The organism is Chryseobacterium metallicongregator, assembly GCF_031324065.1.
Lineage (GTDB): Bacteria > Bacteroidota > Bacteroidia > Flavobacteriales > Weeksellaceae > Chryseobacterium > Chryseobacterium metallicongregator.
Map to the genome: position 1 here is coordinate 218,994 of NZ_JAVIXS010000009.1, position 15,807 is coordinate 234,800.

Genomic DNA, 15,807 nt, shown 5'->3' on the forward strand with positions numbered 1-15,807 from the left:
AATTTATTATTTAATTTAGCCTTGAGAACAACATATATACCATACATGATTTCATTAAAAAAAACTCTACTCATTATCTTCGCTTTTTACTCCACCTTGTTCCTTTCTCAGAAAAGAAACGAACCTGTCAATTTACAGATTAAAGGCGATTACACACACCTTCCCACCTCAGTAACTTTCCCACTCTTATGGTCTGGTTTTCAAAGAGAAGAAATAACATCTTATGATGTACAAAATAAGCATATTGTGGTAAGTTATATACAACAACACAGTAAAAAAAGTAAAACGGTACTCACCTTATATATCTATCCTAAAAAATATGTAGACAACCAGCTTTTGAGAGATGAGTTTGCTATATATGAAACTGTTCTTAATCAAAACTCTAATAAAAGTGTAGATTTAAAACCTATGTTTGGAAATATATCCAATGATCAGGTAAAAGTACATTATATTTATTCCATATTTGATCATGCAATGGGTGAGCGTGATTTTTTCAAAGGCGTAAAATATACTCATAAGAAATCACTTCTTTCTATTTATGAATGTGGAGGATGGGGTTTTAAAATCAGAAGCTCAAGTGATGAAATGACCCATGATCAGCTGTCTGAACTCAAAACCAAAGCGGAGACTTATTTTGGTGTATTGGATATAGCTGCTAAAAAGCCTCTTCCTACCAGCCATACTCCGGATATCATCTTATCTCCAGTTCTCAAAAGAGATTCTATGATGACCAATGCTGTGATTGCTTCGGCGTATGCAAAAATAAAATGGCTGGGAGAAAATGCAGACAAAAAAGAACTTCTGACAGGCTTCAATGATATGAATATCGAGTCTGAAGTATATGCTATAGACAAAATGATAGAATTCTATAAAACCCATGAAAAAGACTGGCCGATGCAAGAAGACACTAAAAAATATTTTGATGAAATTATTAGATTAGCAGACAACGGAAAAATTAAAGATTACCTCTATGACAGGTACAACAGGCTGATCCATTATGATGAAGGAGAAGCTAAAAAAGATGAATATCTCCAATTCAAAACAGATAAAAACATTACGGAAAACACCAATGAAATCCTTTACAAAATATATTATAAGCTAGAGTAAACACGATATTCAAAAATTTTGTTCGATGGGAAGAACATGATATAAAACAGTATTCACTAATTGACATTATGTAAGGCATTCTTTTTGCTAAAAAAAGAACACATACTAAACACACGTTTAACAAAGTATTGAAAGAAACTATCAATGGGATTTAACATTTCATTTAGAATTTATCTAATACTTCGTATCTTTAACTCATTAAAAAAAGACCCCAATGAAAATTGAACAAATATATACGGGCTGTCTGGCTCAGGGTGCCTATTATATTGTATCAGAGAATGAAGCTGTCATTATTGATCCTCTAAGAGAAGTAAAACCTTATCTGGATCGTCTGGAAAAAGACAATGTCACTTTAAAATATATTTTTGAAACTCACTTCCATGCAGATTTTGTATCAGGACATTTGGATTTAAGCAAAAAAACAGGTGCCCCTATTGTATACGGACCTACTGCTGCTCCTGAATTTGATGCCATCATTGCTGAAGACAATCAGATTTTTGAGATCGGGAAAGTGAAAATAAAGGTTATGCACACTCCTGGACATACGATGGAAAGCAGTACTTACCTTTTAATCGATGAAAATGGTGTTGAAACTGCAATTTTCACAGGCGACACCCTGTTTTTAGGAGATGTGGGAAGACCAGATCTTGCCCAGAAGGCGACTAACCTTACTCAGGAAGACCTTGCAGGAATTCTTTACGACAGTCTTCAGAACAAAATTATGCCGTTGGATGACAGTATCACAGTTTATCCAGCTCATGGAGCAGGATCTGCCTGTGGGAAGAATATGCAGAAGGAAACAGTAGACATTTTAGGAAATCAAAAGAAGACAAATTATGCACTTAATCAACCGGATAAAGAGTCTTTCATCAGAGAAGTTCTTGATGGTTTAACAGCTCCCCCGAAATATTTCGGAATGAATGTAGCTTTAAATAAAGGCGGCTATGAAAGTCTTGACGTTGTAATGAACAAAGGATTGCAGCCTGTTGCACCTGAAGATTTCGAAGTGCTGGCAGAGGAAACAGGAGCTTTAATTTTAGATACAAGAGGAGCTGCGGACTTCCATAAAGGATTTGTTCCAAACTCTATCAATATAGGACTGAAAGGAGATTTTGCCCCATGGGTAGGAACCCTTATTGTAGATGTAAAGCATCCTTTATTATTAGTTACTGATGAAGGGACTGAAGAGGAAGTGATCACAAGACTGAGCCGAGTAGGCTTTGATAATGTGATTGGTTACCTGAAAGGAAGTTTTGAAGCATGGAAAAATGCTGGTAAGGAAATTGACGAAGTTAAAAGAATTACTCCATCTGAATTTGCAGAGCAGTTTACAGCAGACGCTACTGTAATTGATGTAAGAAAACTGACTGAATACTCTGCAGAACACATTGACAACGCTTACAACAAACCATTAGATACCATCAGCGACTGGGCACGTACCATTGATGACTCTGAACACTTCTTCCTTCACTGTGCCGGCGGATATAGAAGTATGATTGCAGCAAGCATTCTTAACTCACACGGAATCAGAAACTTTACTGAAATAGAAGGAGGATTTAACGGAATCAAAAAAACGGAAAAACTTCCAACTACAGATTTTGTATGTCAATCTAAGACCCTATAAGATCATGAAAATTCAGTTTTTTGGATTATTCTTAGCGTTAGCATTTACATTAAGTGCCTGTAAAACAAAGCCTACAGCTACAGGTCCTACAGCCAACATCAAAGAAGTAGTCAACAGTTCTGATGTACTATTGGTAGATGTCCGAATTCCAGAGCAATATACTGCAGGAACGGCAAAAAATGCTATCAATATTCCATTAGCAGATATTCAAAACAATATAGAAACTCTAAAAGGTAAGAAAGTTGTTGTGTTTTGCAATAAAGGAATCCAGGCAGATCAGGCAATGGAAATTTTGAAGAAAAATGGAGTTGAAGCTTATGATGGTACAACCTGGAAGAATGTAAAAGCGATCCAGGATGAAACAATCAAAGAAGCAAACTAATAAAACCAAAATTATGTCACAAAAATTTCAAGAAATAATAGATTCAGAAAGACCAGTACTTATCGATTTTTTTGCAACATGGTGTCAGCCTTGTAAAGTACAGTCTTCGGTATTAAATACAGTAAAGGAAAATATTGGCGAAGGAGCCAGAATTATAAAGGTAGATGTAGATCAATATCCTGCACTGGCAGCTCAGTATGGCGTGCGTGGAGTCCCTACACTGGCCATTTTCAAAAAAGGAGAAATGCTATGGAAGGAAAGTGGTGTTCATGATGTGAATACCCTCACACAACTTTTACAAGAATATGCTTAAACTGTGATTTTTCACAGTTTTTGCTTTTTATAATTCCCACAGATTTCCACAGATAATTATACTTATTTTTCTTTATATAGAAATTAAAAATCTGTGAAGATCTGCGAAACCTGTGGTAAAATCCTAAAATTCAATAGAAAAAGAATCTCTATCATTCAAAAACTGGAAATGCTTTCTAAAATCGTTCAATTCTTCCATATATAGTTCTGCAGATACAAGATTTCCCTGTTTATGAGAAATTTCTTTTCCATCCCCAAAGAAGCAGTGAGAGCTTTCCTGATAAAACAGATCATTTCCATCGGTCCCGATTCTGTTTAAACCAAATACAAAAGATAAGTTTTCAATAGCTCTGGCTTTTAACAAATGTTCCCATGCTCCTACCCTTTTCTCGGGCCAGTTGGCAACATATAAAATAGCATCATAATCATCATTATTCCTTGCAAATACAGGAAACCGCAGATCATAACATACCTGAAGCAGGAAACGTATTCCTTTATATTCAACAATTACTCTTTCTTTTCCTGGCGTGTACACTTTATCTTCTCCGGAAAAAGAGAACAGGTGTCTTTTATCATAAAAAAAGATTTCACCATAAGGCTTTACAAAGAACATCCTGTTGTAAAAACTTCCGTCCTGTTCTACCGGAGCACTTCCGCAGAATGCTGCATTTTTCTCTTTCGAGATCTTTTTCAAAAACTCCAGTGACTCATTATTTCTGTCCGAAACTTCTGAAGCATCCATACAGAAGCCTGTTGAAAACATTTCAGGAAGAAGAAACAGATCTGCCTCTACATTTTGCAGTTCGTTTTCTATAAGTTTAAAATTATCAGTCTTATTTTTCCAGATGATATCTAAATTAAGCCCTACAACTTTCATCTTTTATTCTTTTTAAATTATTCAAATGTGAAGTATAAAAATACAGCTTTTATCTTTACAAAAGGAGAATTAAATGGTTGAAAAGATGGTTTTTCAAACAAAAACAGGGTACTATTTCTTAATAATTTATTAAAGTCAATCATTTTTATACTACTGCCATTCTTTCGGTTTCATTTTTGATAGAGATATTTTTTATTATTACCCTTAAAATTAAAAATTTATGAAGAAATTGTTTTTTATGGTGGCGATCTTCTTTTTTGGCGCTATGGCTAATGCTCAGGCCTGGACAGGAAAGGGAGATCAGAAAATACAACTGGGACTGAGCGCGTGGGGATATGGAACCGGGATCACGGGAACTTACGACTATGGACTCAACAAACTTATTTCAGTAGGAGCCGGAATCAATGGCTACTTCGACAATTATAAAAACAACGATAAGGATAATCGTGTTTTTGTTTTCGGAAGACTGAACTTTCACTTGCAGGAAGCGTTAAATCTTCCTTCCAAATGGGACATCTATCCTGGAGTAGACCTTGGAGTTCTAGGGAGAGACTTTGGAGTGGGAGCTCACATTGGAGCCCGTTATTTCTTCACAGAGAAAATCGGAGTCTTTGCAGAGGTTGGTAATAATGGCAGCCTTGGCGTTTCTTTCAATTTATAATCTTATCATCAAATCGTCTTTAAATATGACAAAGCTTCTTGTTTCGGGGAGCTTTTTTATTTGGCATAGTTTTGATAATTGTTACCTTTGCAAATTAAAATCTAAAAATTATTAATGGAAATAGCAATTAAACTTTTTCAGTTCATTCTGAGCATCTCTATACTTGTGCTTCTTCATGAGCTTGGGCATTTTTTACCGGCAATATGGTTCAAAACCAGAGCAGAGAAGTTTTTCCTGTTTTTTGATCCTTATTTCTCCATATTCTCCATGAAGAAAATCAACGGAAAATGGCAGTATAAATTTTTATCAAAAAACTTACCGGATTCTGAAGTAATAGAAGTGAACGGAAAGAAGGAAGAAGTTCCTATCGATATATCAAAACTTCCGGACAACGACTGGAGAAAACACCCTGAGCAAACCAAATATGGTATCGGATGGCTTCCTTTCGGAGGGTATGTGAAGATTGCAGGAATGGTGGACGAAAGTATGGATACTGCCCAAATGAAAAAACCGGCAGAGCCATGGGAATTCAGATCAAAACCGGCCTGGCAGAGACTGATCATTATGTTGGGAGGAGTTACAGTTAACTTTTTCCTTGCATGGTTAATCTACAGCTGTCTTTCTTTCTTTAACGGAGAAACCTATACGGATATCACAAAATTCAACAACGGTATTGAAGCTACTTCAGCAGGAAAGAAAATGGGATTCCATAATGGTGACAAAATCATCAGCGTAGACGGAAAACCTGCGGAAAGACTTGAAAATACTTCAATCAATATTCTATTAGGAGATCATGTTACCGTAAACAGAAACGGGCAGGAAGTTACTTTCCCAGTGAATGCAGATGGTGTAGCAGATGTTCTTAAACAGAAAGAAGCCAGACTATATATCACTCCAAGAGTTTCTATGGTTGTTGATTCATTAGCAACTCCTTCTTCTCAGGCATCTGGTCTTGCGAAAGGTGATAAAATTGTAGGAATCAACGGTAAGAAAGCAGCATTCTTTGATGAAGTAAGTGCTCTTTTAAGTGAAAATAAAGGAAAAACAATTTCTGTAGACGTTGAAAGAAATGGAGCTTTACAGACATTACCGGCAGTTTCTGTAGATAAAAACGGAAAACTGGGGATTGCAATTGATACAAAAAGTATTGCAAAAGATATTGTAACGAATAAAAAATATTCTTTCGGAGAAGCTATTCCAAGAGGATTTACAAGAACTATTGAAGCATTAACTACTCAGGTTAAGCAGTTTAAAATTATGTTCAACTCTAAAGTTCAGGGTTATAAGAACGTTGGAGGTCCTATTGCTATTGTAAAGAATATGCCTGTGGATAAAGATGCGGATGGAAGCGTTAAGATCAACTGGGTTGCTTTCTGGAGCTTTACAGCAATGTTCTCTGTATGGTTGGCATTCCTGAACCTTATTCCTATTCCGGGACTTGATGGTGGACACGTTTTATTTACTTTATATGAAATTATTGTAGGGAAACCTGTTCCGCAGAAAGTTTTGGAAAACGCACAGATGATTGGAGTTATCTTCCTGTTAGGATTGATGTTACTGATCTTTGGAAGCGACATCTTCAAAGTATTTATGGGTAAATTATAATTTTTTTAAAATTTTTCTTAAAAATATTTGTAGGGTATAAATATTCGTCCTATATTTGCACCACTTAAAACAAAGGACATTCCTCCTTAGCTCAGTTGGTTAGAGCATCTGACTGTTAATCAGAGGGTCGCTGGTTCGAGCCCAGCAGGAGGAGCAAAAAGACTTACAGAAATGTAAGTCTTTTTTTGTGCTTTCATCTGAACAGGCACTGTAATAACCATAAAAAGACAGATATTTGCAACTTATCTTAAGTTTTTATGAAATATTGACCTATTGTATTGAATATCATCTGCCCTTTCAAGTATTTTTCATGTAACGATTTCCCCAATCATCCGACTATTCTTTTTAGGGTAATCGGTATTAAGAAAATCCTCACAAATACGCTCTAAAACGGCAAAGAATAATAAAAACCAATATATAGTATTGAATAAATACCCAATTGTACCATGAAGAAAACTATTATTTCGTTATTCACAGCATTTTCTATTATAGGGATTTCGGCGCAGGAAAAGTCTTGTTTTTTATCAAGCCCGTCATTGAGTCCTGATGGAAAAACAGCTTACTTCTCTTATGACGGTGATATCTGGAAAGCAGATTCCAATGGAGGAAATGCTTCAAGAATTACCGCACTGGATGGGGAAGAAATCAATCCCCGCCTTTCTCCGGATGGAAAATGGCTTGCATTCAGTTCTAACCAATACGGAAATTATGATGTTTATGTAATGCCCGCGGGAGGCGGAACCATCAAGCAGCTGACTTTCCATACCGGAAGAGACGAAATGGAAAGCTGGGCATGGGACAGTAAAACGATTTATTTTACTTCCACCAGAAATAATAATTTCGGAAGTTTTAAAACGACTATTGAAGGAAAAACTCCAGAAAAACTTTTCAATAATTACTTTAACTATACCAATGGACTTGTGGAAACTCCTGCAGGAGAATATCTTTTCACAAGCTCATCTGAAAGCGCCCACCAGGTACAGAGAAAGCGTTATAAGGGAGAAAATAACCCTGATATTCTTGGATACAATCCAAAAAGCAATTCTTTCAAACAGTACACCAATTATGAAGGAAAAGACTTCAATCCAAGTGTAGATAAAAACGGCATTATCTATTTCATTTCTGATGAAAATAATGGCGAATACAATCTTTATAAAATCGAAAATGGTAAAAAAACTGCTTTAACCCAATTCGATACTTCTATTAAAAAACCTTTTGTTTCAGCCGACGGATCCAAAGTTATTTTTGAAAAAGATTATCAGCTTTATACTTATGATGTAACCTCAAAAAAAACAACTCCACTCAACATCAGCCTGAATACTAATAAAACCCTGGAAAAAGCTCAGAATTTCAATGTGGAAAATAATATTTCCTATTATGATGTATCTCCGGACGGTAAAAAAATGGCGTTCATAAGCCGTGGTATCATATTCGTTTCTGATATTGAAGGAAAGTTTGCCCAACAAGTTTCTGACGGTAAAGAACGTGCTATGGAAGTAAAATGGCTGAAAGACAACCGTACTTTACTTTACAATCAGACTTATAACGGATATCAAAACTGGTTTACAATTCAGGCAGACGGAAAAGGTCAGCCAAAACAATTAACGGAAGATTTACGCAATAACCGCAGCATCACCCTGAACAGCGACCTTTCAAAAGCCGTTTACTTAAGCGGGAGAGATGAAGTAAGATTGTTGGATTTAAAAAACTTAAAATCTACAACCATTGTGAAGGATGAAATATGGGCTTTCCAAAACTCAAGACCTTCCTTTTCTCCTAATGACGAATATGTATTATTCTCTGCAAAAAGAAACTTCGAACTCGATATCTTCATCTACAATATTAAAAAAGCACAGACTTTAAACCTTACCAACACTGGAGTTTCAGAAGAAGATCCTGTATGGTCTCCAAACGGCAAGTATATTTATTTCACGAGTGACAGAACCAATCCGTCTTACCCTCTAGGCATGCAGAAATCTAACATTTACCGCATGGCCCTGGATTGGTTTGATGAACCTTTTAAATCTGAAAAATTCGACAATCTTTTCACTGAAGAAAAGAAGGAAACAAAATCTTCGGATAAAGAAAAGGATAAAGATAAGAAGGACAAAAAAGGGGAAGACAAGAACAAAGAGAAAAAAGAAGAAAAAGAACCGGTAATCAAAGAGCTGAAAGTAAATCCTGAAGATACTCTGGACAGAATTGAGCTGGTTACCGACCGATATGGATATCAGGATGATCCGACCGTTTTTGCTGATGACAAAAAAGAGATTCTATTATTTAATTCTAATCAGGATAATGGAAAAAGACAATTGTATAAAAAGGTGTTCACTGATTTTGAGCCCGCCAAATCTGAAAAAGTTTTCGATAAAGCAGCTTATTATTTAACCAAAAATGAGAAAAACCTATTCGCTCTGATAGAAGGTAATATCTACAAAACAACTGTAGCTGCATTAAAGCCTGAGAAAATCAATATCCAATATAGCTTTGATAAAGATCTGGCATCAGAATTTACGCAGATGTATGCTGAAGCATGGACAGGTGTGGAAGAAAACTTCTACGATGAAAAATTCCATGGTATCGACTGGAAAGCCAAAAAGGAGCAGTATGCAAAGTACCTTCCGTATGTAAATAACAGAAATGATCTGCGAATTTTATTGAATGATCTTCTGGGCGAGCTTAATTCTTCACATACCGGATTTTCATCTACTGGAAAAGAGGAAACCGTATTCCTGAACTATTTCACCAACGAAACCGGAATTATCTTCAAAAAAGACCAGCCTTACACGGTAGAAAGCATTGTGAGAAAATCTCCCGCTTACCGTTCAGGAGTTGACATCAAACCTGGTGATCAACTGACTTCTGTAAACGGAAAGAAGATTGATCAAAACGAAAATATCGAAACCTATTTCACAAGCCCTAAAAAACAGGATGAACTTGTTCTTACCTTTAATCGTGATGGTAAAATTGTAACAACCAAAGTACATCCGATTTCTAATGGAGAATTAAAAGGATTGCTTTACGATGATTGGATCTATAACAATCATCAGCGTGTTGACAAGCTTAGCAACAACCGTATTGCCTACTCTTGCATGAAAAACATGTCCACTGACGAGCTGGACCGATTCCTTCTGGATATGGTAGAACAGGAGAACAGAAAGGACGCTGTTATTCTCGATTTACGCTACAACACAGGTGGAAATGTTCATGACAAAGTATTGAATTTCCTTTCTCAGAGACCTTATCTGCAATGGAAATACCGTGAAGGGAAAATAACAACACAACCGAACTTCGCTCCTTCCGGAAAACCTGTTGTTCTTCTGATCAACGAAGCTTCATTAAGTGACGCTGAAATGACAGCAGCCGGATTCAAAGCTCTAAAGCTGGGTAAAATTATCGGTCAGGATACTTATCGATGGATTATTTTCACTTCAGCAAAAGGCTTGGTAGACGGATCTTCTTATAGACTTCCTTCATGGGGAACTTACACATTAGACGGACAAAATCTTGAAAAAACAGGTGTAAAACCAGACATTTATGTCAAAAACACCTTTATGGACCGTCTTCAGAACAATGATCCACAACTGGAAAGAGCTGTTCAGGAAATACTTAAGGATTTGAAGAAATAAAGACTAGTTCCTATTTTTTGCACATATTTTGCTTGATAAGGGTAATAATTTTTATCAAGCAAAATGCCTTATTTATCCAGAATTTATTTAAAAGATAATTGTCCACAAGACTTCCCCTTCACCCTGCCTTTTTTGCGCAAGGGTCTAGATATAAGGCTAAAAAGCAATGTTACTTTTTTTGTTGGCGAAAATGGAATTGGAAAATCCACTCTGCTTGAAGCCATTGCAGACAAGTGTAATTTCAATGTTGCCGGAGGAAATCGCAATCATAATTACAACTTTCATAAAACAGAATCGATGCTGTCGGAATATCTTACTCTTTCCTGGCATCATAAAACTTCTCAAGGTTTTTTCATGAGGGCTGAAAGTTTTTTCAACTTTGCGACCTATATTGATGAAGTTGCTGAAGAGGACCAAAGAGTTCTGGAAGCCTATGGAGGGAAATCTTTACACCAACAGTCCCATGGTGAAGCATTTTTATCATTATTCCATAACCATTTTCAACACGGAATTTATCTTCTTGATGAACCGGAAGCCGCTTTATCACCACAAAGGCAACTTTCCTTACTCTCTATTATTCACAAATTAGAAAAAACAGGGAAGGCTCAGTTTATAATTTCAAGCCATTCTCCGATCTTAATGAGTTATCCGACTGCAGAAATTTATCTGCTTGATAATAAAATTCAAAAAACACACTATAAAGAAACAGAGCACTATCAGCTCACAAAGAATTTTTTGGAATCACCAGAACGCTATTTTCAACATTTATTTGAAGACATCTAGTTTTACCTGAAATTTTCTGAAAATATTTCTTATTGAATTTCAATACATTTAGTTAAAAACTATTAAGAATAAAGGATAAAACTTGCTTGGTACGGATATTCCTATTATATTTGCACCACTTAAAACAAAGGAAATTCCTCCTTAGCTCAGTTGGTTAGAGCATCTGACTGTTAATCAGAGGGTCGCTGGTTCGAGCCCAGCAGGAGGAGCAAAAAAGACTTACAGAAATGTAAGTCTTTTTTTATTTTATAAATCTTAAAACAGCATCTGAATATGCTATAGAGATAGCGGCTTATGCTCTCTTTTAATTCCCTGATTATTATATTTTAAGCATTAAAGCTTTCCGATTAATTTTTAACCTGTACATATATTATTTTCGTTACTTTTGTCGTTTTATAGGATAGAATAAAAATATTTTATTTTTTTACCTATTTTTTAAATAAACTGCATGCTTTTTGTTTATGATAATTGCCTGAAGAAACGAATGATGTTAAACAATAATTCCCAAAAACACTATCTTTTATTTTTCTTTCTGATTCTCACCGGTTCCGTATGCGCTCAAAACAAAGCGAGCGGTAAGGTAGTTGACGAAAAGAACAGTAAAGAACTCAATAAAGTTGATATCTTTATCAACGACAGTAAAACACCTGTCCTGACGACAACTTCAGGCAGTTTCATCATTCAGTCTGATAACATCATTCATCAGTTAAAATTTTCCAGAAAAAATTATACTACAGAAACCCTTGATATCACTCCCGAAAATGCTGACAATATTTTCGTACAGCTTTCGCAGGCTAAAGTAAGTGATATTCAGGAAATTGTTCTTCAAAGTGGTAAAACAAAATATAAGAACAAGAAAGAAAACCCGGCCTATGCGATTATGCAGAAAGTCTGGGCTCAAAAAAGGAATAACGGACTTGAGAAGTTCGATACCTATTCGTATAAAGAATACGAAAAAACACAGTTTGATCTGAACAATCTTGACAGTGCGTTCATGAAGAAAAAGATTTTCAACAAACTGGATTTTATTTTTGACTATGCAGATTCTACAGCAAGCGGAAGATTAGGCCTCCCTATTTTCATCAATGAAGCCGTTTATGAGAACTTTGGTAAAAACAGACCTGATAAGGACAGCAAAAGAACATTAGTTGCTCAAAAGACCTCAGGTTTTCAGGACAATCAGGTGATTACGGTTTCTGCTAAAAACTTATATCGTGATATTAATATCTACGACAATACTTTAAATTATTTCGATATTGGCTTCCAGAGTCCCGTGGGAACAGATGGCTTCAGCACCTATGATTATAGTCTTATGGACACCATTACGATTCGTGGGGAAAAAGCCTTCCAGATAAGGTATCAGCCTAAGAGAAAAGATATCCTTGCATTCCAGGGAAATCTTTATATTGATACAGATACCTATGCTGTTTTAGGAGCAACATTGAAGTCAACACAAAAAATCAATGTCAACTTTGTCAACAGCGTGTATACTCAGGTGGAATACGACAACCCTGATGACGCTACATTTCTTCCTAAAAAACTGATCACGGAATTTGAAATGAGCCCTTTTTCAAAAAAGAAAGGCGCAAAAAGTATCATCGCCAAAAGATCGGTAGATTATTCCGAGTATCAATTCAACAAGCCTCTTGATCCTAAAGTATTCAAACGTACCGAAGAAGAATACGAAGACAAGTTCACCAATAAAGACGATGCATATTGGACTAAAGCCAGACCTGACACTTTATCTAAAGCAGAGCAGGGTGTTTATAATATGCTTGATCAGCTTCAGCAGACTCCTAAATTCAACCGAATGGTAAAACTGTTTGAAACACTTGGTTCAAGGTATTATAATGCCTTTAAAGGAATAGATATTGGTCCTATTTTCTCAATTTACGGAAGAAATGAAGTAGAAGGGGACAGGATAAGATTAGGAGCAAGAACCTATTTCGGATTGAATGATACCTGGAGAGCTCAGTTTTATACAGCGTATGGGTTCAAAGATCAACAGTTTAAATATGGAGTGGAAGCAAGATATATGTTCAATAAGCTTAACCGCTTTATGATTGGAGCAGGCACCAGCAGAGATATTGTTCAGCTTGGGGGACAGCTTACAGCAGGTGATGGTGTTACGCCGCAATCTTCATCTACCAGTACCTTTTTTGCAAGAGGAGAAAACATTTCTTTAAGTTCCGTAAACAAAACAAGCGTTTTTGCAGCTATTGAACCATGGAAGAACTTCCAGATAAGAGTAGATGGAGTGATGCAGAGTATTAAGTCTGCTATTCCTGAGAAATTCAATCTGATGTATTATAAAGACGGGCAGTTGAGACAAACAGTTAATGACTCGCACGTTACCATCAGTTTAATTGCCAAACCTGGTGCAAAATTCTCACAAACTGGTATTGACCGTTACCAAGCCAGAAACTTAGCTCCAACTATTGTTTTAAGATATACACGAGGAATTGAAGGATTATTTAATGCCGATTTCAATTATGACAAACTTCAATTCATGCTTTATAAGCCGTTTTTAATTGGAAGTATGGGAAAATTAGTGGTTAATTTCGAAGCTGGAAAGAACTTCAATACAGTTCCTTTGGCATTACAGAATATTATTCCGGCAAACCTTTCCTATGGTTTGGTACCGAATACTTTCTCTCAGCTTAATTATTATGAGTTTGTGACGGATGCGTATACGACTCTTCAATTAGAACATCATTTTAACGGTAAGATCCTTTCTTACATTCCTTTGATTAAAAAACTGAAACTGAGAGAAGTTGCATTTATCAGAGGAGCCTATGGTACATTAAGTGATGCTTCCAAAGCAATTAATGTAGAAGGTTTTAAATATTCTGCACCAAGCGAACATATCTATTATGAATATGGATTCGGGATTGAAAATATAGGAATTGGAAACCTTAGAATCTTCAGAGTGGATTTCAACTGGAGAGGAAATTATCTGGACAGACCTGATATTTCTAAATTCGGGGTTAAAGCAGGATTCCAGGTAGGATTTTAAACGGAACATAATATAAAACAGGTTCGGCGGCTTCTTTGAAGCCGCCGAACTTTTATTTTCAGCTTTATAAAAATCTGAAATGAAGATTAAAAGCATTCGCAAGGCTCTTCTACATCAAGAAGGCAACGCATTTTTTGCTCTGGAGTCATCCCACACCAGATGTCACAAGATCTTATTGGCTTTGGTGGACATAGAGCTAAAGCCGCTCCTCCATTGATTTCTTTAAGACTCTTTTTCGTTAATTTTTTCAAATTTTTCATGATTGTTTAGTTTTATTTGTCGCCTACTCTCTTTGCTTTTCGGCTTCCGCAATGATTCCTTATTGGTTTACGGACAAATATATCAATATTTCACTTCATGGAGATATCATTTAACGTTTTTTAATTATAAAAAAGCTGAACACTATTTACAGGTTCAGCTCTACTTGTTAAGATTCTTTTTATAATTTCTGATACTATTCAAAACATTCTGTACATGGCTGAGAAAGCATGCAGTGTGATTTCTGCCATGGAGACCATCTGCACCATTCATCACAGGACTGAAACATGGAAGGACACTCTGCAGCAACACCTCCGGTTACTTCTTTTAAATTCTTTCTGGTTAATTTTCTTACATTTTTCATGGATATTTCGTTTTAATATAGGCCTACTCTTTTGCTTTTCGGCTATTGCAACTGATTCAAAACTGAACAGTTAACAAATATAAAGTATTTCACGAATAAATGAAGACTTTGAAAACCAGCCAATAAAAAAACCTCAGTAAAAACTGAGGTTTTAATTTTTATAAAACGCTTAAATTATGCGTTTGGTTCTACAGATACGAAAGATCTGTTGTTTGCTTTCTTTCTGAAAACTACTTTACCATCTACTAATGCAAACAAAGTGTGATCTTTACCGATTCCCACGTTATCACCTGGGTGGTGCTGAGTACCTCTTTGTCTAACAATAATATTTCCGGCAATAGCTTCTTGTCCTCCGAAAATCTTCACACCTAATCTTTTAGAGTGAGACTCTCTACCGTTCTTGGAACTACCGACTCCTTTCTTGTGTGCCATTTTATTACTGGATTATTTATTAAGTGCTTTAAATTGATCGATATTCTTAATGATAGCAGCATCTACTTCTTCGTGAGTAAGAATATTCTTTTCTAATTCAACTTTAACCGCTTTACCTAAAGTAATTAAAGTTTCTCTGTTCTCCTTAGACTGAGACAAGTTGTTTTTCTTTAAGTGATAGTTCAATTCATGATCTTCACCAAAGTTAACAGTTGCGTTGTCTGAAAGAACTTCACCTTTCACAGTTTCTTTTTTAGCAGCAGCTTTTTTAGCTCCACCTTCAAAACCTGTAATACCAGTGATTACGATTTGAGTTAAAGATTGTCTGTGACCGTTTTTCACTTTGTAACCTTTTCTTCTTTTCTTTTTGAAAACGATTACTTTATCAGCTTTAACGTGGTCAAGGATCTCTGCTTCTACAGTGATTCCGTTTACAGCTGGGGCGCCTACAGTGATTGCACCGTTTACAGTAAGAAGAACTTTATCGAAAGAAACTTTTCCTCCTTTATCTCCTTTTAAACGGTTTACAAACAACTTCTGGTCTTGCTCAACTTTGTATTGAAGCCCTGCTATTTCTACAATTGCAAACATTGTTTATAAATTTTTAGTTATTTCGAGGTGCAAATATACATATAAATTTCTAATTAGCTTACAATCAAAGCAATGTTTTTTTAATTAAAATCCTATTCACTATGTTTTGAATAATTTTTTTCAATAATATACTCACACTTAAGAGATAATTTCATACCTTCGTTTT

At 35.7% G+C, this 15,807-nt stretch carries 14 protein-coding genes and 2 tRNA genes; 11 read left to right on the plus strand and 5 right to left on the minus strand.

Translation table 11 applies throughout. From position 1 onward, the window contains the following. Positions 1-45: 45 nt before the first annotated feature. The 4 genes from REB14_RS13350 (at position 46) to REB14_RS13365 (ending at position 3,426) form a co-directional block, all read left to right on the plus strand. On the plus strand, positions 46-1,107 hold the full coding sequence (locus REB14_RS13350; RefSeq protein WP_309522415.1) for a hypothetical protein: 1,062 nt from the start codon (positions 46-48) through the stop codon (positions 1,105-1,107). Positions 1,108-1,321: 214 nt separating this feature from the next. Beyond that, entirely contained in the window at positions 1,322-2,731 is a 1,410-nt protein-coding gene (locus REB14_RS13355; protein ID WP_079243552.1) for an MBL fold metallo-hydrolase, read from the plus strand. Positions 2,732-2,735: 4 nt separating this feature from the next. After that, the gene (locus tag REB14_RS13360; protein WP_079243553.1) at positions 2,736-3,113 is read left to right on the plus strand and encodes a rhodanese-like domain-containing protein; all 378 of its coding nucleotides are present in this window, start codon (positions 2,736-2,738) and stop codon (positions 3,111-3,113) included. Between the two features lie 13 nt (positions 3,114-3,126). After that, positions 3,127-3,426, plus strand: a complete 300-nt coding sequence (locus REB14_RS13365; protein ID WP_034692844.1) for a thioredoxin family protein — start codon at positions 3,127-3,129, stop codon at positions 3,424-3,426. Positions 3,427-3,549: 123 nt separating this feature from the next. On the opposite strand, the gene REB14_RS13370 is transcribed toward REB14_RS13365, so the two are convergent. Then, positions 3,550-4,302 carry a nitrilase-related carbon-nitrogen hydrolase gene (locus tag REB14_RS13370; RefSeq protein ID WP_309522416.1) on the minus strand — a complete coding sequence of 251 codons (753 nt, stop codon included), beginning with the start codon at positions 4,300-4,302 and terminating at the stop codon, positions 3,550-3,552. A gap of 220 nt (positions 4,303-4,522) precedes the next feature. On the opposite strand from REB14_RS13370, the gene REB14_RS13375 reads away from it, so the two are divergent. From REB14_RS13375 to REB14_RS13405, 7 genes are all read left to right on the plus strand, one after another. Next, positions 4,523-4,963: a DUF6646 family protein gene (locus REB14_RS13375; RefSeq protein WP_047428734.1), complete on the plus strand. Its 441-nt coding sequence runs from the start codon at positions 4,523-4,525 to the stop codon at positions 4,961-4,963. 114 nt (positions 4,964-5,077) lie between these two features. Further along, entirely contained in the window at positions 5,078-6,568 is a 1,491-nt protein-coding gene (rseP, locus tag REB14_RS13380) for an RIP metalloprotease RseP (RefSeq protein WP_309522417.1), read from the plus strand. Between the two features lie 80 nt (positions 6,569-6,648). Continuing rightward, positions 6,649-6,722 (plus strand) — tRNA-Asn (locus REB14_RS13385). Between the two features lie 292 nt (positions 6,723-7,014). Then, on the plus strand, positions 7,015-10,197 hold the full coding sequence (locus REB14_RS13390; protein WP_309522418.1) for a S41 family peptidase: 3,183 nt from the start codon (positions 7,015-7,017) through the stop codon (positions 10,195-10,197). A gap of 63 nt (positions 10,198-10,260) precedes the next feature. Further along, positions 10,261-10,980 carry an AAA family ATPase gene (locus REB14_RS13395; protein WP_079243557.1) on the plus strand — a complete coding sequence of 240 codons (720 nt, stop codon included), beginning with the start codon at positions 10,261-10,263 and terminating at the stop codon, positions 10,978-10,980. A 135-nt stretch (positions 10,981-11,115) separates the two neighbouring features. Then, positions 11,116-11,189 (plus strand) — tRNA-Asn (locus REB14_RS13400). A gap of 275 nt (positions 11,190-11,464) precedes the next feature. Further along, on the plus strand, positions 11,465-13,996 hold the full coding sequence (locus REB14_RS13405; protein WP_309522419.1) for a DUF5686 family protein: 2,532 nt from the start codon (positions 11,465-11,467) through the stop codon (positions 13,994-13,996). An 86-nt stretch (positions 13,997-14,082) separates the two neighbouring features. Here REB14_RS13405 and REB14_RS13410 read toward each other — a convergent pair whose 3' ends face one another. The 4 genes from REB14_RS13410 to rplU all read right to left on the minus strand — a co-directional run bounded on the left by REB14_RS13410 (position 14,083) and on the right by rplU (position 15,641). Continuing rightward, positions 14,083-14,256 (minus strand): bacteriocin-like protein, encoded by a 174-nt coding sequence (locus REB14_RS13410; RefSeq protein ID WP_309522420.1) that lies wholly within the window; start codon positions 14,254-14,256, stop codon positions 14,083-14,085. 194 nt (positions 14,257-14,450) lie between these two features. Continuing rightward, positions 14,451-14,618 (minus strand): bacteriocin-like protein, encoded by a 168-nt coding sequence (locus REB14_RS13415; RefSeq protein WP_309522421.1) that lies wholly within the window; start codon positions 14,616-14,618, stop codon positions 14,451-14,453. A gap of 174 nt (positions 14,619-14,792) precedes the next feature. Further along, a complete protein-coding gene (gene rpmA / locus REB14_RS13420) occupies positions 14,793-15,050 on the minus strand; it encodes a 50S ribosomal protein L27 (RefSeq protein WP_002984034.1) in 258 nt (85 codons plus the stop codon). A 12-nt stretch (positions 15,051-15,062) separates the two neighbouring features. Then, complete coding sequence (gene rplU, locus REB14_RS13425; RefSeq protein ID WP_076597840.1) at positions 15,063-15,641, minus strand: 50S ribosomal protein L21; 579 nt, start codon at positions 15,639-15,641, stop codon at positions 15,063-15,065. Positions 15,642-15,807 lie beyond the last annotated feature (166 nt).